This window comes from Porphyromonas sp. COT-108 OH2963 (assembly GCF_000768895.1).
In the GTDB taxonomy this organism is placed as follows: domain Bacteria; phylum Bacteroidota; class Bacteroidia; order Bacteroidales; family Porphyromonadaceae; genus Porphyromonas_A; species Porphyromonas_A canoris.
In genome coordinates this window covers 394,230-417,343 of sequence record NZ_JRAP01000008.1, presented here as the reverse complement: position 1 = coordinate 417,343, position 23,114 = coordinate 394,230, and the positions used below count along the sequence as shown (strand labels likewise).

General features: G+C 44.3%; 22 protein-coding genes, 1 tRNA gene and 1 riboswitch. Of the genes, 13 read left to right on the top strand and 10 right to left on the bottom strand.

The genetic code is table 11. The features are described 5' to 3' along the window. Positions 1 to 115: 115 nt before the first annotated feature. A riboswitch (TPP riboswitch) is annotated at positions 116 to 222 on the top strand. Positions 223 to 300: 78 nt separating this feature from the next. Together HQ39_RS05425 and pnuC are read left to right on the top strand one after the other, a co-directional pair. After that, positions 301 to 2,571: a TonB-dependent receptor gene (locus HQ39_RS05425; RefSeq protein WP_036864381.1), complete on the top strand. Its 2,271-nt coding sequence runs from the start codon at positions 301 to 303 to the stop codon at positions 2,569 to 2,571. A 38-nt stretch (positions 2,572 to 2,609) separates the two neighbouring features. Then, the gene (pnuC, locus tag HQ39_RS05420; protein ID WP_036848316.1) at positions 2,610 to 3,209 is read left to right on the top strand and encodes a nicotinamide riboside transporter PnuC; all 600 of its coding nucleotides are present in this window, start codon (positions 2,610 to 2,612) and stop codon (positions 3,207 to 3,209) included. A 98-nt stretch (positions 3,210 to 3,307) separates the two neighbouring features. On the opposite strand, the gene HQ39_RS09745 is transcribed toward pnuC, so the two are convergent. Next, a complete protein-coding gene (locus HQ39_RS09745) occupies positions 3,308 to 3,439 on the bottom strand; it encodes a hypothetical protein (RefSeq protein ID WP_262498716.1) in 132 nt (43 codons plus the stop codon). Between the two features lie 233 nt (positions 3,440 to 3,672). On the opposite strand from HQ39_RS09745, the gene HQ39_RS05415 reads away from it, so the two are divergent. Both HQ39_RS05415 and HQ39_RS05410 read left to right on the top strand, forming a co-directional pair. Continuing rightward, positions 3,673 to 4,353, top strand: coding sequence for a DUF4294 domain-containing protein (locus tag HQ39_RS05415; RefSeq protein WP_235300044.1), 681 nt, complete (start codon positions 3,673 to 3,675; stop codon positions 4,351 to 4,353). A 118-nt stretch (positions 4,354 to 4,471) separates the two neighbouring features. Continuing rightward, positions 4,472 to 4,545, top strand: a tRNA-Ile gene (locus HQ39_RS05410). 660 nt (positions 4,546 to 5,205) lie between these two features. Here the strand turns inward: HQ39_RS05410 and HQ39_RS05400 are convergent. Continuing rightward, a complete protein-coding gene (locus HQ39_RS05400; protein ID WP_235317646.1) occupies positions 5,206 to 6,174 on the bottom strand; it encodes an ATP-dependent 6-phosphofructokinase in 969 nt (322 codons plus the stop codon). Beyond that, positions 6,092 to 7,183 carry a ferrochelatase gene (hemH, locus tag HQ39_RS09690; RefSeq protein WP_160216111.1) on the bottom strand — a complete coding sequence of 364 codons (1,092 nt, stop codon included), beginning with the start codon at positions 7,181 to 7,183 and terminating at the stop codon, positions 6,092 to 6,094. The genes HQ39_RS05400 and hemH overlap by 83 nt, the downstream gene beginning before the upstream one ends. Positions 7,184 to 7,258: 75 nt before the next feature. Here hemH and HQ39_RS05390 point away from each other — a divergent pair, with 75 nt between their 5' ends. The 5 genes from HQ39_RS05390 (at position 7,259) to HQ39_RS05370 (ending at position 14,229) form a co-directional block, all read left to right on the top strand. Beyond that, complete coding sequence (locus HQ39_RS05390; RefSeq protein ID WP_036864374.1) at positions 7,259 to 8,578, top strand: 3-phosphoshikimate 1-carboxyvinyltransferase; 1,320 nt, start codon at positions 7,259 to 7,261, stop codon at positions 8,576 to 8,578. A 182-nt stretch (positions 8,579 to 8,760) separates the two neighbouring features. Next, positions 8,761 to 11,361 (top strand): TonB-dependent receptor, encoded by a 2,601-nt coding sequence (locus HQ39_RS05385; protein WP_036864373.1) that lies wholly within the window; start codon positions 8,761 to 8,763, stop codon positions 11,359 to 11,361. A gap of 33 nt (positions 11,362 to 11,394) precedes the next feature. Beyond that, positions 11,395 to 12,723, top strand: coding sequence for a hypothetical protein (locus HQ39_RS05380; protein ID WP_036864371.1), 1,329 nt, complete (start codon positions 11,395 to 11,397; stop codon positions 12,721 to 12,723). A gap of 211 nt (positions 12,724 to 12,934) precedes the next feature. Further along, positions 12,935 to 13,585: a LysE family translocator gene (locus HQ39_RS05375; protein ID WP_036791027.1), complete on the top strand. Its 651-nt coding sequence runs from the start codon at positions 12,935 to 12,937 to the stop codon at positions 13,583 to 13,585. A 137-nt stretch (positions 13,586 to 13,722) separates the two neighbouring features. Further along, positions 13,723 to 14,229, top strand: a complete 507-nt coding sequence (locus tag HQ39_RS05370; RefSeq protein WP_036791030.1) for a hypothetical protein — start codon at positions 13,723 to 13,725, stop codon at positions 14,227 to 14,229. 73 nt (positions 14,230 to 14,302) lie between these two features. Here the strand turns inward: HQ39_RS05370 and HQ39_RS05365 are convergent, their stop codons facing one another. The 5 genes from HQ39_RS05365 to HQ39_RS05345 all read right to left on the bottom strand — a co-directional run bounded on the left by HQ39_RS05365 (position 14,303) and on the right by HQ39_RS05345 (position 17,732). Next, a complete protein-coding gene (locus HQ39_RS05365) occupies positions 14,303 to 14,647 on the bottom strand; it encodes a TM2 domain-containing protein (protein WP_036791033.1) in 345 nt (114 codons plus the stop codon). A 129-nt stretch (positions 14,648 to 14,776) separates the two neighbouring features. Then, positions 14,777 to 14,989 (bottom strand): hypothetical protein, encoded by a 213-nt coding sequence (locus tag HQ39_RS05360; protein WP_036791036.1) that lies wholly within the window; start codon positions 14,987 to 14,989, stop codon positions 14,777 to 14,779. 91 nt (positions 14,990 to 15,080) lie between these two features. Beyond that, positions 15,081 to 15,836, bottom strand: a complete 756-nt coding sequence (tpiA, locus tag HQ39_RS05355) for a triose-phosphate isomerase (protein WP_036864367.1) — start codon at positions 15,834 to 15,836, stop codon at positions 15,081 to 15,083. Positions 15,837 to 15,843: 7 nt separating this feature from the next. Further along, the gene (locus tag HQ39_RS05350; protein ID WP_036864364.1) at positions 15,844 to 17,172 is read right to left on the bottom strand and encodes a BT_3928 family protein; all 1,329 of its coding nucleotides are present in this window, start codon (positions 17,170 to 17,172) and stop codon (positions 15,844 to 15,846) included. Continuing rightward, positions 17,169 to 17,732 carry a DUF1599 domain-containing protein gene (locus HQ39_RS05345; RefSeq protein ID WP_036864361.1) on the bottom strand — a complete coding sequence of 188 codons (564 nt, stop codon included), beginning with the start codon at positions 17,730 to 17,732 and terminating at the stop codon, positions 17,169 to 17,171. Before HQ39_RS05345 ends, HQ39_RS05350 begins: the two co-directional genes overlap by 4 nt. A 73-nt stretch (positions 17,733 to 17,805) precedes the next feature. Between HQ39_RS05345 and recG the strand changes: the two genes are divergently transcribed. The 4 genes from recG to HQ39_RS05325 all read left to right on the top strand — a co-directional run bounded on the left by recG (position 17,806) and on the right by HQ39_RS05325 (position 21,558). Continuing rightward, complete coding sequence (recG, locus tag HQ39_RS05340; protein WP_036864359.1) at positions 17,806 to 19,911, top strand: ATP-dependent DNA helicase RecG; 2,106 nt, start codon at positions 17,806 to 17,808, stop codon at positions 19,909 to 19,911. 379 nt (positions 19,912 to 20,290) lie between these two features. After that, positions 20,291 to 20,668: a hypothetical protein gene (locus tag HQ39_RS05335; protein WP_152565512.1), complete on the top strand. Its 378-nt coding sequence runs from the start codon at positions 20,291 to 20,293 to the stop codon at positions 20,666 to 20,668. Positions 20,669 to 20,731: 63 nt separating this feature from the next. Then, on the top strand, positions 20,732 to 21,121 hold the full coding sequence (locus HQ39_RS05330) for a hypothetical protein (RefSeq protein WP_036848278.1): 390 nt from the start codon (positions 20,732 to 20,734) through the stop codon (positions 21,119 to 21,121). Between the two features lie 26 nt (positions 21,122 to 21,147). After that, complete coding sequence (locus tag HQ39_RS05325; RefSeq protein WP_036791056.1) at positions 21,148 to 21,558, top strand: HIT family protein; 411 nt, start codon at positions 21,148 to 21,150, stop codon at positions 21,556 to 21,558. Between the two features lie 126 nt (positions 21,559 to 21,684). Here the strand turns inward: HQ39_RS05325 and HQ39_RS05320 are convergent, their stop codons facing one another. Together HQ39_RS05320 and HQ39_RS05315 are read right to left on the bottom strand one after the other, a co-directional pair. Further along, on the bottom strand, positions 21,685 to 22,344 hold the full coding sequence (locus HQ39_RS05320) for a viroplasmin family protein (RefSeq protein WP_036864357.1): 660 nt from the start codon (positions 22,342 to 22,344) through the stop codon (positions 21,685 to 21,687). A gap of 6 nt (positions 22,345 to 22,350) precedes the next feature. Beyond that, positions 22,351 to 23,010 carry a thiamine diphosphokinase gene (locus HQ39_RS05315; RefSeq protein WP_052079458.1) on the bottom strand — a complete coding sequence of 220 codons (660 nt, stop codon included), beginning with the start codon at positions 23,008 to 23,010 and terminating at the stop codon, positions 22,351 to 22,353. Between the last annotated feature and the right edge of the window lie 104 nt (positions 23,011 to 23,114).

Here is a 23,114-nt window from a genome sequence, read left to right as displayed (position 1 = left end):
GGGTTGTTTTTGCATTAAAATTCTCGTTTTATAGCTTCTTGCGCATATCGTGAACATTGCTTAACTTCGCAGCTTGGAAGGTGTAAAATAGATTTAATAATCTAAAAGCCAACCAAAAGATGCTTAGGGGTGCTTACAATAGAAGAGTTGTGGCTGAGATCAGACCCTCACAAGTTTACCTGTATGGGTAATGCCATTGCAGGAAAAGCACGTAGATCTATTTCTTTGGCTTGCTCTACTTTAGGAACTCTCCTAATCGTTTCATATCAACATTATTTATATTCATTATTATAGCAAGCCATGAAAAAATTCATCTTGTCTTTAGCTGTTGCCTCTGCTCCGATATTTTCTGTAGCCACAATGGCTCAGAAAAATGTCCGTACCTATTCTTTATTAGATTCGGTTATGGTAATAGGGGTACGAGCTACGGCAAAAACACCAATGACTGTTCAAGAAATAGCAGGCTCCAAACTTAAATCCAAAAACTTCTCACAAGATATGCCGGCTCTTTTGTCCGGGGCTACCTCTCTTACATTCACATCGGATGCCGGTAGCGGATTGGGTTACACCTCTCTTTCACTTAGAGGAATAGATGCTTCTCGCATCAATATCAACGCCAATGGTGTGCCTGTGAACGACAGCGAGAGCCATTCGGTCTTTTGGGTCAATATGCCCAACTTTGTCTCGTCTCTTAAAAATGTACAGATTATACGTGGAGCCGGTGTTTCCACTCACAGTGCAGGAGCATTCGGAGGAGCGATCAACATGCAGAGCGAAGACCTTACACTCGCTCCGGGAGGGGATGCACAGCTTACGTATGGTGCATTCAACACCTTCATGACTCACTTCGGAGCACGCACCGGACGCATTTTGAACAACCGGGTTGCCGCTTCCATACGTCTTTCCAAAGCCAAAAGCGATGGTTTTGTAGACCGGGCATTTGTCGATCTCAACAGCTATCAGCTCCAAGCTGCCTACTATGGGGACAACTCTGTCTATCGCCTCATCCATTTTGGCGGAAGTGAAAAAACGGGTATCGCATGGAATGGTATTTCAAAGAAACAATGGGATAAGCTCGGACCGAGATACAATAACGCCGGCATAATGCCTCCTTTTGAAGGCGCAAGCAAAGATGCATCGAACTTCTATCCGAGTGCGGACAACTACAAGCAGCACCACACTCATTTCATTGCAACCAACCATTGGAACAGTACACTTAAAACACAGCTCACTCTTCACTATACCAGAGGAAAAGGTTATATCAACGAGTATCGTACCAAGAGGAAGCTCGTAGAGTTCGGACTACCGACCTTTGAATCCAACGGCGAAAAGGTAAAAAGAAGAGATCTTATTCGTGAGAAATGGTTGGACAATCACTTTTACGGGGCTATCTTCAACATGGAAAGTAAGAGCAGTAGCAATACCACATCTATTGGAATGGCTGCTAATCATTATGATGGTAAGCACTTCGGATTTGTTCCTTATGTAAGAGATTATCCCGTGGAGGTTGCTCCAAATCATCCATACTATAATAATAAGGCAACAAAGACAGACCTCTCCGTCTATATAAGAGACGAGTGGAATGTATCGAGCAACCTTACTATTTATGGAGACTTGATGCTTCGCCACATCAGATACAACATGGATGGTGTTTCCGACAAGTACAACGATATAACCGGAGCAATGGATATCCTTGATGTGCATCCGAGACATACATTCTTCTTGCCTAAGTATGGTGTTACATGGACGCCGGCTCCGGGTCATCGTCTCTACGCATCTATTTCGACGGCTGCACGTGAACCAAACAGAAAGGCATACATCGAGAGCCCAAGGAGAGACTCTCAAGGCAAAGTGATCTATCCTAAGAGGGAAAAGATGATTGACTATGAGTTGGGCTACACCTTCCGTTCTCAAAAGCTGACAGCAGAGATCAACGGCTACTATATGGACTATACCGATCAGCTTGTTCCCGATGGCAGACTGAGCGATGTGGGTGATGTGCTTCTCATTAACATTCCCAAAAGCTACCGCATGGGTGTCGAGATGGCATTGGAATATCGTCCGGTTTCATGGCTGACATATAGTGGGAACCTCATGTTGAGCCGTAACGTCCTCAAGTCTTACGAGCATACACACGCTGTTTACGATGCCGATTGGAACTTCTTAAAGACTGTCGTGGAGAAGTTTGCCGATACTCCGATAGCCAACAGTCCCGGACACATCTGGAATCAGACCCTTGCCCTTCACAATAAGGGCTGGTATGGAGCACTTTCTGCTCACGGACAGGGAGGGCAGTATCTCGATAATACCGGGTCGAGGGATCGCTACATTGCCGGATTTACGACACTCTCCGCACAGCTTTCATACACTTTCCCTCTGCTCTCATCTGCAGAAGCGACCATCTCTTTGCAAGCCAACAATCTGCTCAATGCTTCATACTCTCCGACCGGATATGTGTATGATGCAGGAAAGATCATAGGCAAAGATGGCAATGAGAGCTATTATGCCGATCTTCGTTACTTTCCACAAGCCGGCAGACACATTATGTCTACCCTTAAAGTAACTTTTTAAGCACACGAGTATATTATATAAATGTAAACAGATAGAATATGGACTTCCCTTTCTCTCAAGCATCTCTCGAACTGCTGGCTGCTGTTTTCGGACTCATTTATGTCTTTCTTGAGATTCGTGCATCCATTTGGCTGTGGCCCGTTGGTATCATTACTCCGCTTCTTTTTATCTACATCTCTTATACAGGAGGAGTGTATGGGAATATGGCCGTAAACATTTACTATCTTTTGGCTTGTATTTACGGCTGGATTCAGTGGTTCAAACATCGGGAGGAAGGGCCGGTCGAGACACAGGTGAGACGACTTTCTCGCAAGACTCTTATGGCTGTACTGGGCATAACGATAGTGATTGCCGGAGCATTGTACCCCATATTCGAGTATGTTACATTTAATTCCAGTCCTCTTCTTGACGCTATTGCCACATCTGCAAGCGTGGTAGGTATGTGGCTTCTTGCTCATAAATATTTGGAAAACTGGTACGCATGGATTCTTTCAAATCTCTTGTACACCTACATTTTCCTCTCTCTCAGCTACACCATTATGGGGCTTTTCTTCCTTGTTTATACCATTATGGCTATCATCGGACTGTCAAGGTGGAAGAAGATGATGCGCTCTCAAGCCTCTTCGGCAGGGGTGTAAAAGCAAATAGCTGTTAATAGAAAGGAGGCTGGAACAGCCTTATCACTAAGGCATAGAGCATGGTCATTTCTCTTTATGAGCCATGCTCTATGCTTTTTTTAGATGATGATAAGTGTATAGGATGGCAGAGAAATATTTTGTTTTCGGATAGCTTTCTTAGAGTTGCTGTTCTCATATTTTTCGAAAGACAGTAGCCGTTCTGCCTTGATCTGGTCTTGCTTCTTGCTCATTCCGAGATTGTTGTCCCCTTTCCTTTCTCTTCAGGGAAAGCAGCCGCAGGAACGAAGGGAAGCAGAGCGATAGAGACGACACGCTGTTGGCGAAAGAGACTCTTTCCGGTTGTGTTACAACACTTTTTCAAGACCATCAATAAGTAGAGATTAAAGATAATCTGCGTTAAAACGGCATCAGATGAGAAGAGAAAGCATATCTTTGTGATGGAGAAAAATATTGCGTTTTTGTCATGTTAGTAAAAGAATCAATACATAAGGTTTTCAAGACCACATTAAGGCTCTCCCTTGCGTTCCTGTTTACTCTTACAGGAGCGGTTGGTTCTGCTCTTGCTTGCAATACGGAACCTCCATCCTCTAAAGATAGAGCAACAGACAGTGCGAGTTCTACCCTCAAAGGCTCTTTGGTTCCACTCTATACCATGCCGAGCGGAGAACGACTACCAAGTTATACCCTTCCCAATGTTTATGTTTTCGGGCAGAAGTCCAGAATGAGCGAGCGAGAAAAGAAAGCATTCAGCAGGCTGGTTCGGGACGTCAAAAAGGCTTATCCTTTTGCAAAGATTGTCGCCAACACTTTAATGGAGACGTACGAATACATAGAAACACTTCCGGATGACGGCTCTCGTGAGAAGCATCTCAAGCGAATGGAGAAGGAGTTGTACAAGCAGTTCGAGCCTCAAATGAAGAAGCTCACACTGCGTCAAGGCAAAATCCTTATAAAGCTAATCAAAAGAGAGACAGACTCCACCAGCTATGAGTTGGTGGAAGCATACTTGGGTTCTTTTGCCGCATCGTTCTGGAATCTGTTTGCGAAGATGTTCGGAGCTTCTCTCAAGGCGGATTACCAACCCGATGGAGAAGATAGAGCGATAGAGACGATAGTACTGATGATAGAAAACGGAGCGATATGATTCGCTCCGTTTTGCTTTCCTCTTTTCTCTAAATATAGGACCATCTATTGCAGAAATCGAAAAAAGTAGTACCTTTGCACAGTGATTGACTCTCGGATATACACCGGGAAGAGATTGCGGTCCTATAGCTCAGTTGGTTAGAGCAACAGACTCATAATCTGGAGGTCCCTGGTTCAAGCCCAGGTGGGACCACTTGAAAAGATAGAAGCACTCCTTTTGGGAGTGCTTTTTTTGTTGCCTGAGAGGGCAAAATGGTCGCTTTCGGAGGCTGTTACCGGCGTGTCTTTTTATATAAAAATGGAGTTGGAGAAAAGGCATAAGAAGAATTATTTCTCCAATCTAAATCGGATGTCAAAAATGAGAGATTCTCTCAATTTTCTGTCTGATAGTCTGTTATGGATTTCTCTGATTTCGGAAATTTTTATCTCCCGGTCGGTTTCAGGGCCCGTTTTCGCGTTAATAGGTGTAAATTTTAACACTGTCGTCTGTAAACAAATCCTAATGCAATTTTGTGACCAAAAACAGCAAAAAAAGGGTCAAAAGGCGCAAAGTGTTAATTGTCAGCGCTATAAGCAAAATTTCTAAACACGTTAATCAAATCCGGTAAACGTGTTTAATGAAATCGGTAAACGTGTTCATTGAAAAATTAAACACGTTAAGCCGACACAATATGCTCGTTTAGCATTTTGGGTGAACGGGTATCGAAAATGGTGTTAATGAAATGTGGCGAATTTAACAATTTGCTCGTGCTCTGAAAACGCCCCCTCTGATCAAAATAGAGAGCGAGAAAAAAGTGAGCTTTTTTCGGGATGGAATATATAAAAATGAACTCTCGGTCGGAGGGCAAAAAGTTCAGTCTTCCGTCCCGAAAGAGATCCCCAGTTTTTTCCCCTGTATCACCAAAGGATTGTCCTCACGTACCGTTTTCAGTTTGCCCGCAACCTCTTCGAGAGGCAGGTGGGTCATCTGTCCGTTCACAACAGCCACCATCACTCCGAAAATCCTGTTGGAGATCAGCTCTGTGGCGTATCCGCCCAGAAGCGTGGCGAGGTTACGGTCTGCAGCGGTAGGCGATCCTCCTCGCTGTATGTGTCCTAAAACAGTCTCCCGACAGACCAAGTCCGAATGCTCTTCTATATATTTTGAGAGATAGAATGCCGGACGCTCTTTCTCTCCGCCGAGGCTCTTAACGCCCTCTGCCACTACAACGATGGAGTGGAGCTTACCTTTGTTCATCCGTTTGTTTATGGCTTCTATCACTTTGTCGGGGTTATAGCCCAGTTCCGGGATCAGTATCACATGGGCTCCTCCTGCCATTCCGGAGTGCAGGGCAATCCATCCGGCTTTGTGCCCCATCACCTCTACCACCATCACCCGTCTGTGGCTCTCTGCCGTGGTATGGAGCCTGTCTATGCACTCTGTTGCGGTTGCCACGGCGGTATCGAAGCCGAAAGTAACCTCCGTGCCCCATATATCGTTGTCTATCGTTTTGGGTATACCCACGACATTGATCCCCAGCGCCCGCATCTTTGCAGCCGTTTTCATGGTGCCGTTTCCGCCTATGGCCACAAGGCAGTCGAGACCCAGGTCGTCGTAGTGTTGCTTCAGTTTGCGCGGAAGATCCTCATCGGAAAAGAGCCTTTTTCTGAACGGCTTCTCTCTGGATGTGCCCAAGATGGTGCCTCCTTTGTACAAGAGGCCGCTCAGAGCCACTTCATCCATTATGGTGTAGTCGTTTTCAAGAAGCCCCGAAAAGCCTTTCCGGATTCCGACGACCTCCATATTGTAGTGGAGTATCGCTGTACGCCCTACTCCTCTTATGGTTGCATTGATACCCGGACAGTCTCCTCCGGAGGTGAGTATTCCTATTTTCATGATGGGTTGTAATGTATGGACAAATTATTTCATGCAGATAGTCTGTGCGCCTGTTGAGGCAGGGGATGAAGCAAAACTCTTCTCCTCCGGAGTTCAAAAAGAGCTCTCTGCCCTCCACTTCGATCTCTTCGAGCGTTTCCAGGCAGTCTTGCACGAAAGACGGACAGATTACGGCAACCTTCTTTATGCCTTCCGCAGGAAGCTGCTTCAGCCTTTCTGCCGTGTAAGGAGAGAGCCAGCGTGTGTGTCCGAGCCTGCTTTGGAAGCTCACTTCTACCTGAGAAGCCGGGAGCGAAGTGTGTTCGAGCAGAAGTCTGTGCTGCTCTTTGCACTGGTACTCATAGTCTTTCTCCTTTATGCCTCTATACATATCGACATGGGCAAGCGGTATGCCGTGGTATGAGATGAGCAGATGGGCATCTTTCGGAAGGTGCGCATGGATCTGATCACTCATGGCAGAAAGATATGCCGGATGGTTGTAGTAGGGCGGTATTACCGAACACTCCACGCCGAGATCCTTTGCATTCTGTTTGAAACACTCTACCGCTGTTTCGTAGCTGCTCATCGCATAGTGAGGGAAAAGCGGTAGAGCCACGATGTGATTCACTCCTCTGTCGAGCAAAGCCTTTATGCCGGAGCGGATGGACGGATTGCCATACCGCATTCCGACCTCTGCCGGAATAGCCAAAGAGGCTTCCAAGGAGTGAGCCAAAGCCTTGGCGTTCACCAAAAGAGGCGATCCCCCTTCTCTCCAGATGGCACGATACTTGCGAGCGGAGCGGTATCCTCGAAATGGGACAATCAGACAGCGAACGATGATCTCTCGCCAAGGAGAGGCAAGAGTGATGATGCGAGGATCGGTAAGAAATTCGTACAGAAACCTTGATACATCTTTTGTGGAATGGCTGTCCGGTGTCCCTGTGTTGAGTATAAGCAGTCCGAATTGTTTCTGCATAAATATTGGGAATATCTTATAAAACATCACAAAGATACGTATTTATCTCGTATCTTTGAGTACAAAAGTATTAGCATGCAACCTATAATCCTCTCTCCTCCATTCTCTTCCGCTTCGGGACAGAGCATACAGCTTCCGCTTTCCAAAAGTATCTACAATCGTCTTCTGATCATAGAGGCATTGGGAAGGAGGCAAGACGCTCTCTTGCCTCTTTCTGCCAAGGCTTTGCAGGAGAGAGGGAGCTACTATCCGAACGATATTCTGGTGCTGAGCAGGGCAGTTGTTGCGCTTGCTTCATCTCCATCGACCGAAGAAACGATCCATGTGGACGTGGAAGACTGTGGGTCTGCTCTCCGTTTCGTTGCCGCCTATGCCGCTATTTCAGCAAAGCGTTGCGTGGTAATATCCGGCACGGAGAGGTTGATGCAGAGACCTATGGACGAACTGCTGGTGGCACTAAACCGGCTGGGTGGAGAGGTCGCCTGGGAAAAGGGCGAGGACAAGAGAGACCGGATCGTAGTACGACCCTCATCGCTCAAGAGCGGAAAGATAGATCTGGCGCAGAGTAGAAGCTCTCAGTTTATCTCCGCACTACTGCTCATCTCTCCTTATCTGCCCGATGGGCTCGAAGTGGAGTGGGATGCTTCGAGTGTGAGTAAGACTTATGTTTACATGACTTTGTCCCTTATGCGACGCTACGGGATAGAGTGCAGCTATACGGACAGAGAGATAAAGGTGCTGCCCGGCAGGTATCTTCCCGTGAGTATAAGGGATATAGAGGCGGACTGGTCTTCGGCTCTCTACTGGTTTGCATTCATTGCGCTCTCCCCTTTAGGTGCGCACCTCAAACTGCAAGACCTTACACTGCCATCTCTGCAAGGGGATGCTTCGGCAGCTGCTCTGTTTCGCCTGATCGGCGTCAAAGCCGAAAGGGATGAGGTGTCAGGCTCTACAACCATTGTCCGAGTGCCTTGTGTGGAGGATTTTCATACCGCTTTTGACGGACTCAATATGCACATCATGCCGGATGCCGCACCTACCATGGCTGTTGTTCTGGCTCTGAGAGGCATCCCTTACAGAATGGTCGGGCTGGAGACCCTGCCTCTCAAGGAGAGCAACCGGCTTGTTGCAGTGAAAGAGGGGCTTCGTCTCTTTGGATTGGATGTCGAACTGACAGCCTCTTCCATACTTTTCCGAGGAGGAGAACCTACTCTTCCTCAAGAGATTCTACACCTTAACAGCCACAACGATCACCGCATAGCGATGTCGTTTACAGTGGCTTCCGCAATGGGTTATGAGATTGCCGTGGACGATCCTTCGGTGGTAAACAAAAGCTATCCTCTCTTTTGGCGAGAGCTGCAACAGGTATTGAACCCGGAAGAGAAATCCGAATAAAAGCTATACAAACGAGACCATTACATCTGTTAATTCCCTTGTTTTAAGTCTATTTCTTAACCGGTTCTTAATCTTTTCCTCGTAAAGTTTTTGTAAATTTGTGGTGAGAATGTGTTTGAAATCAGGCTAAACTGTACACAAAAGAAGAAATAAGTATCACTTTATAAACAACATTGAATCCTATGAAATTGAGAATCTCATTTCTATTTGCTCTTATTCTTTTCACTTTGAGCACTGTGGCAGCCACTGCGCAGGTGAACGTGAAGGGGAAAGTATTGGAGAAAGGGACAGATAATCCTCTTGGAGGAGTAAGAGTATCTGTCGGTTCGACAGGAAGTATTTCCAATCGCCAAGGCGAGTTTACGCTAAGCGTGCCTGAAAATAGTACGCTTCTGTTCAGATATATGGGTTACCTGGACAAAAAAGTAAAGATTGGCAGAGGTCCTTCAGTGGATCTTGGTGCCGTCTATATGGAAGAAGACGTTAGAGGTATCGAGGATGTTGTGGTTATCGCATCCATCATTCCTAAAGATCGTATCACTCCCGTTCCGGTGTCTAACGTTAGTATTGATGTGATTGAGACGAAAGCTCCTAACATCGAGTTCCCTGAGCTTCTTAAGCAGACTCCTTCTGTTTATGTAACCAAAGGCGGCGGTGGTTTCGGAGACTCTCGTATCAATATGCGCGGTTTCGATAGTAACAACCTCGGTATCCTCATCAATGGTGTGCCCATCAACGATATGGAGAGCGGAAAAGTGTACTGGTCCAACTGGGCAGGTCTGTCCGATGTGTCAAGCTTCATTCAGATTCAACGCGGACTTGGTGCTTCCAAGCTCGGTCTCTCCTCTGTCGGAGGTACCATGAATATGGTTACCAAGAGTACGGATGCCAAGAAGGGCGGATCTTTCTATACCGGTATCGGTAACGATGGATACAACAAGATGGCATTCAATGTATCCACAGGTCTTATGGATAACGGCTGGGCTGTATCGCTTGCCGGTGCTCGCACTTCGGGCGATGGATATGTAAGAGGTACTGCTTTCCAAGGATGGTCTTACTTCGTGAATATCTCAAAGATCATCAATGAAGATCACCGTCTTTCGTTTACTGCATTCGGTGCTCCTCAGTGGCACAACCAAAGAGGAACGATGTACACGATAGAGGATATCAGAGAGAGCGGCTTCGGTGCACGTCATAACATCGGTTACGGCTACATCAACGGACAAGAAGTGGGCGGAGCTTATGGTCGCAACTTCTATCACAAGCCTCAAATGTCGCTCAACCACTATTGGGAGATCAGCCCTAAGAGCAAGCTCTCTACTTCTCTCTATGCTTCTCTTGCTCGTGGAGGCGGACGCCGTGTTCGTGGAGCAGAGGGTACAAACTGGTTGGGTATAAACAACACCACAGGAAAGCCGAGCAATCCGCTTACAGTAAAGCAAACACCTGAAGGCCTATTGGACTTCGATGCCGTGATGAGAGAAAACAGAGCTTCGGACAATGGTTCTAAAGCGATCTTCTCCAATGCAATGAACTCTCACAACTGGTACGGTATCCTATCTTCTTTTAACCATAAACTTTCGGATGCTCTATCTCTTACAGCCGGATATGATGCCAGATTCTATCAAGGTTTGCACTACGAACAGATAGAAAATCTTCTTGGTGGAGACTACTATGTAGAGCCTCAAACAAGTGCGAAGAAGCTGATGTATCACAAGCCTAATCAACCTTTGAAGGTGGGCGATAGAATAGAGTACGATAACATTGGTGAGGTTCTTTGGAACGGTATATTTGCTCAAGCAGAAGCAAAGAGCGAGAAACTCAATGGTTTTGTCTCTGCTTCTCTTTCCAACCAGGCCTACAGATATGTGAACCTTGGCGGTACAAACGAAAAAGCTCCTTTGGCTGAAGGTCAGAGCAGATATGTTTCCGAATGGGCAAGCTATCTTCCATGGAGCGTGAAGAGTGGTTTGAGCTATAAGCTGAACAACCAAAACAACTTCTTCGTGAATGCCGGTTACTTTACCCGTGCACCTTATTTCCGCAGTGTATTCTTCAACTACAATACAGAAATCAACACCGGAGCGAAGTATGAAAGAGTACTTACCGGCGAGGTCGGTTACGGCTTCATCAGCGAAGTATTGAAGGTGGATGTCAATGCTTACTACACCAAGTGGATGGATAAAGGTATTACTCGCAGAATCGGAAACAATGAGCTTGCCAACATTACAGGTCTTAATGCAAGACACATGGGGGTAGAGCTTGAAGCTACCTACAAACCGACAAAGAGATTTGAACTTAAAGGTATGGTTTCTGTGGGAGACTGGATCTGGACAGATGACGTAAATGCAGCCATCTTTAATGAAAGCCAACAAAAGATAGCTGAGATACAAGCCTTCATCGCAGGTGTACACGTAGGAAACTCTGCACAGGTTACGGCTTCTCTAAGCTCTTCTTATGAAGTGTTCAAGAACTTCCGTATATATGGTAACTTGAACTATGCCGGAAAGAACTTTGCAGACTTCGATCCGACAAACAGAACAAAGGAGAGCGACAAGGTAGATGCTTGGCAGCTTCCGAACTACTACACATTGGATCTTGGAGCAAACTATAAGTTTAACATCGGCTCTCTAAATGCTACTCTCTACATGAATGTGGATAATGCTACAAACGTGGAGTATATAGCAGATGCACGCGACGGAAAGAAGCACGACATGAAGACATCGCTTGTTTACTTCGGTTTCGGTCGTACTTGGGCAACAGGTTTGCGCATCAACTTCTAAAAACAGGTCTTACATAAATACGTCATTACAACAATGAAAAGAGTACAATATATATTAGCATTCGTGGCTCTTCTGGGGCTTGTTGCGTGTAATCCTACAAAGGGAATATACGAAGAGTTGGACAAGGAAGAGAAGCATGTGACTAAGACAAAAAGCATTGTCCTTTCGGATGCAGAGTTTAAGAGCATCATAGATGGTCATATCTCTTCTATGGTTGCAAAGTTTCAAGGAACTCCCGAAGAGAAGAAAGCCTATAAGGCTCAACTCGAAAAAAATCTTAGAGACGAGAGAACTTACTCTGCTTTCAGTGATAAGTTTACAGCTGCAGAGCATCTTACTCCTTTTGCCGCAAAGGCAAATCCGGAATGGGGTAAGGACTCCAGGCTCACCATTGAACATAAAGAACTTCTTCCCGCTTCTTCAAATCTTAAAGCAATAGGTTTTGCTGCTTTTGTGGAACTTAAGAAGGCAGACTTTGAAGGATTGGGTATAACCTCTATCGTAAAGCTTAAGGCAGACGAGCTGAACAAGGTGATAGAGCTTGCTAAAAGCAAAGCACAGAACAACCCTCGCTCTTTGGTGATCAGAGGATCTCTCAACTCCGATAATGTTACATGGTTCGTGATCAATGGCAAGCTTGCTGATGCAAAGAAGTATCATGCAATCACGATGGAAGAGTACAAGAGCATGGGAGCAAACTATGGTAACTTCTCTTCTTCCATGCCGGCTGAAAACTATATCCCTGCTCTATTGGCCGTGAAGTATCCTTATGCTCAAGCAGGCGACAGTAAGGTGGTGGTATGGTTGTTCTACAAGGACAAGAAGACTTCTGTTCACTACGAAGACTATACCTTCAATGGAACAAAGTGGACTGTGACAGAGAGAACAACTCCGGTTACATCCCAGTTCATTCAAAATGGTAAGGGATGGGTATATGATCCAACCATTAAGTTTGCATTTGAAAAAGCAGACTTCCAATATCTTTTTGAATGGGTGAAAGCAAATAAGCCATCTTATATCAGCAAAAAGTATCCGACGAATGAAGAGTTCTGGTTCGGAGGAAGCAGCTATTATAACAACTTCAACCTCGATGGCGGAGAGACACAAGGAGATAGACCGGAAGAGAAAGGTCTCGATCCGGCAGCTCTTCTAAAGGCGAAGTATGAGCGTATCAAGGATGGTCTTAAACTCGTATTGGCTCATAAATATCCGGAAATGCCGGCTCTGACAAATGGTATAGAGCAACGTTACATTATTAAGGTAAACATCCGTGTGAATAGAGCTAATGCAGACTTTACTTATCAGTTCAAAGGTCTCGGTAACGGAAACTTTGAATACGAAGCAGGTCCGACAGAGATTTAAGAAGAACAGACAGACTTCTCTTCTAAGCATAGAGAGAAGGTGAAAATAGCAAACATAGCCATTGGGAGATAAGATTTCCCGGTGGCTATGTTGTTTCTGTTGGAGAGGGTCGCTTTGTCCAAACTTTTCTTTTTAGCTATCTTTGCAGATGTAAAAACGTTTTTAAGAGAACAGAGACAGAAACAAGTGAGGCTCTGCTCTCTTGTTTGTTATGCTTGCAACATTTGTAAAAGGCTTAATTATAGGTGTTATCGTCTCTGCTCCCATGGGTCCCGTTGGAGTGGAGTGTATTCGTCGTACGCTTACCAAAGGTCGCCAAAGCGGTCTGCTTACAGGTCTTGGTGCCACAGCAAGCGATATCTTTTATGCTGTTGTAACGCTTATAGGGGTAAGTAGCTTTATTTTCTTTATTAAGCAGTACTCTCAAGAGCTTCGATTCTTCGGCTCTATCTTCATCGTGGCATTTGCTTTCTACGTGATGAATTCGGGCTCTTCCATAGAAGAAGAGGGAACATCTGAAGAAGAGGATGTCCCGACGGAGCATCCTTACTGGAGAGATTTTACTTCCGGCTTCTTTCTTACTTTACCGAATATCCTTATAGTGTTGCTCTACGTGGGTCTGTTTGCTCAGTTTTCTTTTCTTACAGATGTAGATACAGAAAATCTTTGGCCCTTGTTGATCGGAGTGGCAGGGATTGCCGTAGGAGCTGTTTTATGGTGGACGCTCATAACCGGAACAATCACTAAAGCCAAGCAGTGGTTTAACATCAAAAGCATACGAGGGATCAACAGAAGTATTGGGTTGATTCTGCTTTGCTGTGGGTTGATAGGCGCTCTTGTCGGCTTGGCTGATTTGATGTAGGTCTCTTCTTTTCTCCTCCAAAACAGGGGGAGTTGTCTGACAAGTCAAGCTTTTTAGTTACTTTTGTGCAGAATGCAAGGGCTCACAGGCTCTTTTTCATTCAGTAGAGAAATAACGTATAACACAAAATCAGTATCATGAAAAGATTATTCTTAACCATTGCAGCTTGTTTTTTGTTGCTACCTTTTGCTCTTGAGTCTAATGCACAAGAGACTTCATTCAAGAAAGGAACAGGTATTTGGAACTTGGGGGTGGGATTAAATAATGCCTATTCTACACTTCCTCCTCTTTCCGCATCATTTGCATATAGTATATCGGACTATGTCTGGGACAGTAGAAGTGCCCTTGGTATGGGAGGTATAGTTGCCATTGCCGGAAACTCCTACACAACAAGTATTCTTGCTGCTCCTCGTATCTCTCTTCATTACAGTTTCATCCCGAAGTTGGATACCTATGTTGCAGGATATGCCGGAGTAAGATTCCAAAGTATAAAAACAGAAGCCAATGAAACAAAACACAGAAATGCCTTTGACTACGGCTTTAATGTTGGTACGAGGTACTTCTTTACACCGATGTTTGGTGCTTTCTTGGAGCTTGGATATGGTGTAAGCTATGGTAACATTGGAGTTTCTCTAAGATTATAATAGAAGATTTCTACAAAGAAAAAACCTCGGTTCGCAACAGCAAACCGAGGTTTTTCTTTTTCTCTTCAAAAGACTAAGCGTACATAAGAGCTTCTCTAATTTTTGCCATATTATATTCCTTGGTGTTTTGAGAGACAAGGAACCAGTCGATAATAGTCCAGATGCCGCAACCTCCACCTGTTAAGAGCTTGAGGACTCCAAGACCAACTTGTCCCAACATAAAACGGTCGATACCCAAAGTGCCTCCCAAAATGGAGATTACAAGCATAATCATCGGGTCTCTGAGCTCAATTCCTTGCAGGCGAGATAGGACAGAGTCGTCTCTTGATGATAGGTGTTCACGAAGTTCATTCAAAGCATAAGGCTCAATGTACTTAGAGATGCTTAAAATGTAGTAGTCTAATCTTTGCTGATCCATTCTTGTATGTATTTATGTTTAAAGTCTTCCGGATGCCCTTCTTGCACCTTGTGTCAAATGTAGCAATATTTTTTTAATGTTTGGGCAAACTTTTTGATGCTCTTTGGGAAGAAATCGGGGCAACTCCATTTATTTGTTTTTAGACATACCGTACTCGACCCAAAAGAAGATAAAGCTGAGCAGATAAAGAGCGAATGTCCAGATGATAATAGAAATATAGGATTCTTTAAGCTGTTCTATAAATCTTCCGGAAAAGATGAATGTGAATAGAATCGCTCCCAAGACAGTTAAGGGATACTGTATAGCGCGATAGAGTGCGTAGCGAGTTCTGCTTTTTTTCATAATGGATTAAAAGTTGGATTGTGTGATATTATATAAAATAGGAGTTCTGCCCGAGAAAACCTCTCTTATCAGAACTCCTATTTGTAGTGTGTTAGAATGCCAATATAATAGGAAGGAACTTTTCGGCAGAGAGAGAAGCTCCTCCGATAAGACCTCCGTCAACATCCGGCTTGGCAAACAGCTCCGGAGCATTGCCTCCATTGCAGCTACCGCCATAAAGAATGGTGAGATCGTTGGCTACACTTTCTCCATACTTCTTAGCAACAATGCTGCGAATATGGGCATGTATCTCTTGTGCCTGATCACTTGTAGCTGTCTTACCTGTACCGATAGCCCAAACCGGTTCGTAAGCAAGAACGATCTTACCGAACTCTTTTTCACAAAGGTGGAAAAGGCTTTCTACAATTTGCTTTTCTACGACTTCAAAATGGCGGTTGGCTTCTCTTTCTTCCAATACTTCGCCAATGCAGAAGATTGGAGTAAGACCTTGTGCAAGTGCCAAATCGACCTTTGTCTTCAGGATCTCTTCTGTTTCATGGTAATAGCTGCGACGCTCGGAGTGTCCAATGATAACATGGCTTGCTCCGGTACTTGCAATCATTTCTACAGAAACCTCTCCGGTATAAGCTCCGGAGGTATGATCGGCACAATTTTCTGCTGCAACCTTTACAGCAGATCCTTTTACTGTCTCAACCACAGAAGCCAAATGTGTAAAGGGAACACCAAGAATTACCTCACATTTGAGGTCTTTTCCTTCTATTGCCTTTTTTACATCTTCTGCCAACTTAACACCTTCTTGCAGGCTGGTATTCATTTTCCAGTTTCCTGCCACAATGTTTTTTCTCATATCTAAATTATTGTTTTTGTTGTAATATGGCTTTCCTCTCTTTATCTCTGTTTTTTATATCCACAAAGAGAAGAATGAGAAATATCACAAAGGTAATGATGCTTCTCCACCATGTTAATAAGAACTCTTTCCATGCATTACTCTTTGGAAGAGGATCAAATGGATGTTCTGAAAACTCTTCATCCTCTATAAGATCATAGAGGTCTGAAAAGCTTACCTTGCGACGAATGATGCTGCCATCCAAAACAACCAATCCGGGATTGGATCGTATTACTGTCTTAGCTGTAGTCTCATCAAGGTAGGCAATAGAGTATTCCGGATTCAAGTTGCTGATGATATTTTTTATCTCACCGGACTCCATATCATTACTCATAAGGAGCATTAAACTTCCTCCCTGCTCTCTGGCTATACGGTTTAGAGAGTTTAGCAGAGAGGTCTCCTTTAACTGCATCTTTCTAATATCGGGAGTTATCAGAAGTATCACCTTGTTATCCGGAGAGAGAACATCGGGAGTGATTTCTACTCCATCTCTATTGATGACCATAAAATCTGTTGCCGGGGCAATGTCTCCCGCAGATATTAGTTTCGATGCATCTCGAACATAGGTCCACGTAGAATCGAGATGTTCTATTTCATCAATGTTGAACGTCATCTCAACCTCTCCTTTTTTGTACACAAACTTGTAGTCGTATTCCGCTTGTTTGAGGGTAGAGTCTACTTCGTATCCTTTCAGTTTTGCGAGCGACTTGCCTACCTTGTAGGGTCTGAAGTCCAATGCCGGAAGTTTGCGATAGTTAGTGTCAGCAAAGGAGAGAAAGAAGAGAATAAATAAGACGAGGTTGATAACATCAGAATTTTTTACCCTTAGCACACGAGGGCGATCTCTTCCAAGAAAAATAAGGACAGAAAGGAAGAGAAGGATAAGATTCTTTGCCAGAGTTGCCGAGTTGGGTACATGAATGACATCTCCAAAGCATCCACAATCGGTTATCGGATTGGCTATGCTGATATAAGCGGCAAAGAGGGAAAAGAGAGTCATCAGCATGAGCGTTATCCATGCTGTAAAAAAAAGAAATGTCCCGGTGAGCAGGCATGCTCCAATGGTAAATTCTGTCGTGGAAAGAGCTATGCTGCCGATAAGAGAAAGCGTTTCATCTACCGGAATCCCAAAGGCACTACCATACTCTTCTATTTTATATGCTGTCCCCAGTGGGTCTATCCCTTTCATCAATCCTGAAAGAAGGAACAAGACTCCGACCACAAGGCGAGCGATTCGTATAGCAAAAGTAGGTATAGGATTACGATACCTGTCCAAGGTATCTATGGGTTGGCTCATTTCTGTTCTTCTCCCTCTAAGATGATACGGATGAGCGCAAAGATCGAATAGTTGATAATGTCATAATAGTTGGCATCTATGCCTTCCGATATTTTGGCTACCCCCGGATGATCTTCTAACTGCTTGGTTCTGAAAATTTTTGTGAGCATCAAATCTGTCAATGAGCTTAAGCGCATATTGCGCCATGCTTCACCATAGTCATGATTCTTTTTCTGCATCAAGGACTTTGCTTTGCTCAGATAATCATCGTACCATTCGAGAGCCTGATCTGATGAGACTTCTTCAGGAGTGGCACGTACGCCATGCTCTAAAAGAATGAGGCCAATGGCTCCATAGTTTACGAGAGCAATCAACTCTCCGGTAGAGCTTTCGTTGACAAGATTAGTCCCCGTTTCTTCTATTGTTCTTATCCTATTGAGCTTGATGAACATTTGGTCCGTAATAGCAGTGGGACGCATGATGCTCCAAGAAGCTCCGTAGTCAGATAGTTTAAGTTCAAAAATCCTACGACACTGACGCACTATTTCATCGTACTGGTCAGAGGTATTAGCTGCAGTCATAAGAGGTAAACAAACGTATTATGTTACAGGCACAAAGATAATAAAATATCCACTTTCACTATCTTTGTACAAGATGGAAAACCTACTTCAAACCTCTATTATGTATCTTCCCGGAATGGGGGATATTCGTGCTTCTACTCTCCGTAGTGAGCTCGGAATTGCTACGTTTGGAGATCTTTTGGAGCACTATCCTTACCGCCATATAGACAGGACACACATTTACTCCACCGGAGAGATTCGGGAAGAGATGCCTTATGTCCAACTCAAAGGTATCATCATCGATCCTCACGTAGAAGGAGAGGGGAGAAAGAAGAGGCTTGTTGCAAGATTTTCAGACTCATCGGGAGAGGTCGAGCTCATTTGGTTCAACAGCATAAAGTTTATCCAGAAACAGATAAAGCCGAATGTTGAGTATATCATATTTGGTAAACCATCCCGCTTTGGCTTAGGCTGGAGTATTGTCCATCCAGAATTGGATGACGCCGCTTCCCAACGCTTCAAGGCGGGAACTCTTTTCCCTGTTTACTCCGTCACGGAGAAGATGAAGAAGGTCGGGATAAGCATTAAGGTTCTCAGGGATGCGATCTCAAGGCTTATAGATATTGTGCGTACCAATCATTTACCTGATACTTTGCCGGATTATATCACGAAAGGTTATAATATGCTTTCTCGTTGGGAAGCATTGGAAGCCGTACATTTTCCCACTGATGAAGACAGACTTCGGCGTGCCATAATGAGACTCAAAGCGGAAGAGATCTTCTGGATACGGCTCAGGATGCGTTACATCGCAGAGAAGCGTCATACCGAAGAGGCAGGTCTTCCCGTGCATGGAGTGGGACACTTTTTCAATAAGTTTTTCAATGAAAAGCTTCCATTCCCTTTGACCAAAGCACAAGAGAGGGTTGTACGGGAGATATATGACGACATGAGGAGCGGAAGCCAGATGAACAGGCTTTTGCAAGGAGACGTCGGAAGCGGAAAGACTATGGTGGCTCTTCTTTCCATGCTCATTGTAGTAGATAATGGTTACCAATCTTGCCTGATGGCGCCGACAGAGATTTTGGCAATCCAACACGCCGCAACGATACGTTCTCTCTTGGGAGATCTTTCTATCAATGTGGCTTTGCTTACCGGCTCCACTCGAAAGAAAGAGAGAGAAAAGATCCATCAAGGTCTTCGAGATGGGAGTGTACATATTATTATAGGAACCCACGCACTCATAGAGGAGAACGTGCAGATGAACGGGCTCGGTTTGGCTGTCATTGATGAGCAACACCGTTTTGGCGTGGAGCATCGTTCCAAGTTGTGGGACAAGAATCGTATTATTCCTCCGCATGTTCTCATCATGAGTGCCACGCCCATACCTCGAACTCTGGCAATGACTCTTTATGGAGATCTTGACGTTTCGGTCATTGATGAGCTTCCTCCCGGACGGACTCCCATAGAAACAACACATCGCTACCCTGCTCACAAATCGGAAGTGTATCGCTTCATGGAACAAGAGATTGACAATGGCAGGCAGGCATACGTGGTCTTTCCCCTTATTGAGGAGAGCGAGAAAACAGACATGAAGAACCTTCAGACCGGTTATGAAGAGCTCAAGAGCCGCTTCCCGAATATCCCCATTGGCTTCGTGCACGGCAAGATGAAGTCCAAAGATAAAGAGGAGGCGATGAAAAGATTTGTTTCTGCCCAAGACAAAATATTGGTCTCCACGACCGTAATAGAAGTGGGAGTGAATGTCCCGAATGCCACAATCATGTTGATAGAAGATGCCAATCGCTTCGGACTTTCCCAGCTTCATCAGCTACGAGGACGAGTGGGCAGAGGAGCTGCAAAGAGCTACTGTATATTGATGACGGACTACAAGCTTTCCGATAATGGAAAAAGGCGTATGGAAATCATGACGGAGAGTACCGATGGATTCTTTATCGCAGAGCAGGATCTCAAGCTTCGCGGGCAAGGAGATTTGGAAGGGACGCAGCAGAGTGGTGTGGGTGGAGTGCTCAAAATGGCAAATCTGGCAAAGGATGGACGGATTGTACAGTTCGTCTCCAATCTGATAGATGAAATCTTGAGTAAAGATCCGACGCTGACGGCTGATCCTCTCAATGCACCGTTGCATAAAACACTCTCCGAATACATGGAGAAAAACAGAGACTGGGGGCAGATCAGTTAGTCTCATTTCTATTTCTCTTCTCTTGAGAGGTTGATTGCCGTTTCTTGCATTGTCAATTATCGTTAGAAGAGTTTCGAAAAAAAGTACCTAATCTTTTTGGGAAAGTACCTAATCTTTTTGCTAAAAGTACCTAATCTTTTTGGAAAAAGTACCTAATCTTTTTTGGAGAAGCACTAAAGGTTTTGGGTAAAAGCACTAAAGGTATTTGTCGTTTTGTCCGGAGATAATTTTTTCTTTTGTTTATACTCTGAAATAAAGGAAGGGGGAGGAAGCCGGGCTTGAAGCCTTTGTGAATTTTGATTTTTAGAAGAAATGCTTTACCTTTGAGAGGAAGACACACAGCGTGAACACGTTATAAACCTTTAAAGAATAAATGATCATGAAAAAATTACTAACATCTTTTGTGTTTCTCCTGTTGGCTACACTTGCTGCCGGCTGCGTCAATTTTGGAGACATCGACTCACAGCGGTCTTTAACGCAGGGAGAATTGGTAGGTCGGCAGATACAGATGATTGTAAAGACCAAGAACATCCGCTATTTCCATTTTGCAGATTTACCTGATCACGAACAGAGAGCACACAGGTTTACGGTCAATAGAAATATGCTGGTCTATAAACCTTACAACGGGGAGAATGAGCAGATTTATGTCAGCCTTGAAGGCGTGAAGGGACTCCGTATCGAGCTGGCACACTCTTCCTATCCGGATGATGCAAGAAGTGTCTGGAGCATAGGTCTCCTATATGACGATCATAAGTGATAGAGTGCCTTCTTGCAGTGTTTGAACATTTTGTAATCCATCTAATAAAAACAGAAAGTAGTCATGAAAAAGATATTTTCCATTATCGCAACTTTTGTTGCCATTGTTGCTTTTACAACCGGTTGTGCCAACTTTGGAAATACTCAAGATCCTCCTCTCACACCCGGAGAACTTATCGCAGATCAAATCTTTGAAATTTCCAGAAGACATCAGATAGACTTCTTTCACTTCTCGGACAAAGGACCTATGGGAATGGAAGCAAGGCGATTCGGACTCAGAGGCAATATGATCTCTTACAAACCCGATATAGAATCCGATGTTATCGAATACAGAAGCCTTGAAGATGTTATTCAGATTCGCATAGAAAGAGCTCGCTCTCCTTATGTGGATACTCCAAAAAGTGTCAAAAGTATAGGGCTTGTGTTTCGAGACAGAGTAAAATCACAAGAATAAATTCAGTTAAACATGTACATATATATATGTCATCTATTTTTACCAAAATAATCAACGGAGAAATTCCTTGCCACAAAGTAGCCGAGACAGAGCATTATTTTGCATTCTTGGACATAGCTCCTTTTGTAGAAGCCCATACGTTGGTGATTCCCAAAAGAGAAGTGGATTATATTTTTGACCTGACGGATGAAGAGCTGTCCGGACTTATATGCTTTGCTAAAAGAGTAGCAAAAGCAATAGAAGAAGTAACAGGATGTCCTCGGATGGCATTGGCTGTTATGGGACTCGAAGTGCCACATGCGCATATTCATCTTGGTCCTATACGTTCAGAAGGAGATTTTCGCCCTGAGAATAGGGCTAAGACTCCTCCAACATCGGACGAATTAGCTGAGACAGCTCGAAAGATTCGATCCGTGTACGAGCGAGACAATAGATGATGTATTGTTCTACTTTTTACGAAGAAGGCCTTCATTATTGAAGATCCGCAAAGGATTATAAAAGGCATTGGGATTAGGGGATAATCTCAATGCCTTCTTTTTTCTCTGAAAGGGATAGTTGCAGCACTATTTCCTGCCATAATCTGCCGGGATCTCACCCCAGCGATCCGTCTCCCATTTCAATATTTTATACTTGGACAGGTCGTGGGTTCGTAACCACTCTTCGGCTCTTCGGATATGGCTCCAGAGTAGCTCTGTTTTACTGTTTTTTGCAAGCTTGGACCCGCACTCTTTTTTGCGAACCCACACCATCGCAGTTCTGCTGTCAGAGTATATTGTGAAGTTATGTCCCTGCTGCTCCATCCATGCCAAAGCATGCACAATGGCAAGAAACTCTCCTATATTGTTTGTCCCACAAGGATAGATTTTACTTGAAAAAAGAGCTTTTCCGGAAGATGTCCACACTCCTCTGTACTCCATTTTTCCGGGACTTCCGGAGCATGCGGCATCTACGGCAATACTCTGCCAGTCCACCTCTTTCTCTTTTACTCCTTCCTGTAAGATATTGCTTGTTTTTCTTTCTGTTGAGGATCGTTTCGTAGAAAGGTATGCACTCGCCCCTGCTTCCAATATAGCCTCTGCTTCCTGCTCGCTTATATCCTCAAAAGATTTATACTTCGCACCATCTACCCCGATTACCTCTTTTTTGCAGTCGTTCCACGAAAGATAAATCCCCGGAGTCCTTCCACTCCAGACTATGTAAGTCTTCTTGCTTTTTTGTTTCATCCCGAATCAATCTTTTACCTCATTGGCAACATAGACTATGACAGGATGAGAAGAGCGGATAACAAACTCTTCACCAACGGATTCATTGAGAGATGCTTGCCAGAGAGCAGAAAATCCTTGTTCTTCTATCTCATATAGAAGACCTTTTGTTGAGAAAGGTTCCTCGGTGAGAGGAAATAGAGAAATCTGTTGCTTGGGTCTTACTTTGAAAGTAATATCTCCTATAATGGGAAAGAAAGAGCCATAATCACTTACCATACAGATAGTCATTCCCATACGTCTGTACTCCTCTAAAAGAAAGATATTGGCGATAGTGTGATCCTCTCTCAATCCGGTCGCTCCAACTATCATCACCTCTTTCCATCCTCTTTCTTTACAGCAGGTTACTGCTTTGGTCAGGTCGTTGGTCTCTTGATCGGCTATTTGAACAAATAGTTCTCCATACTTCCTCATTATTTCGGCAGGAATCGAGTCTCCATCCCCAACGATGAGTTTAGGATCAAGAGCCGTGTCTGTAAGTAGGTGTTTTGAAGCTCCATCGCAGATGATCAGGTTGGGAGAGTCATAGAGAAACTTTTTCACTGCCGGAGATTCAGGATACTCTCCTTGTGCCAGAATTATTGCAGAAGGAGATAAAGCAGATAAAGAGGTATCTATAAGGTTCATGCTTCAAAATATTAGGTCTCAAAGGTAGCCATTTCCTATAAAAATTTAGGAATGTCAAAATATATTTTCTATCTTTGAAACGTTCGGATAACAGGGTTTTTACA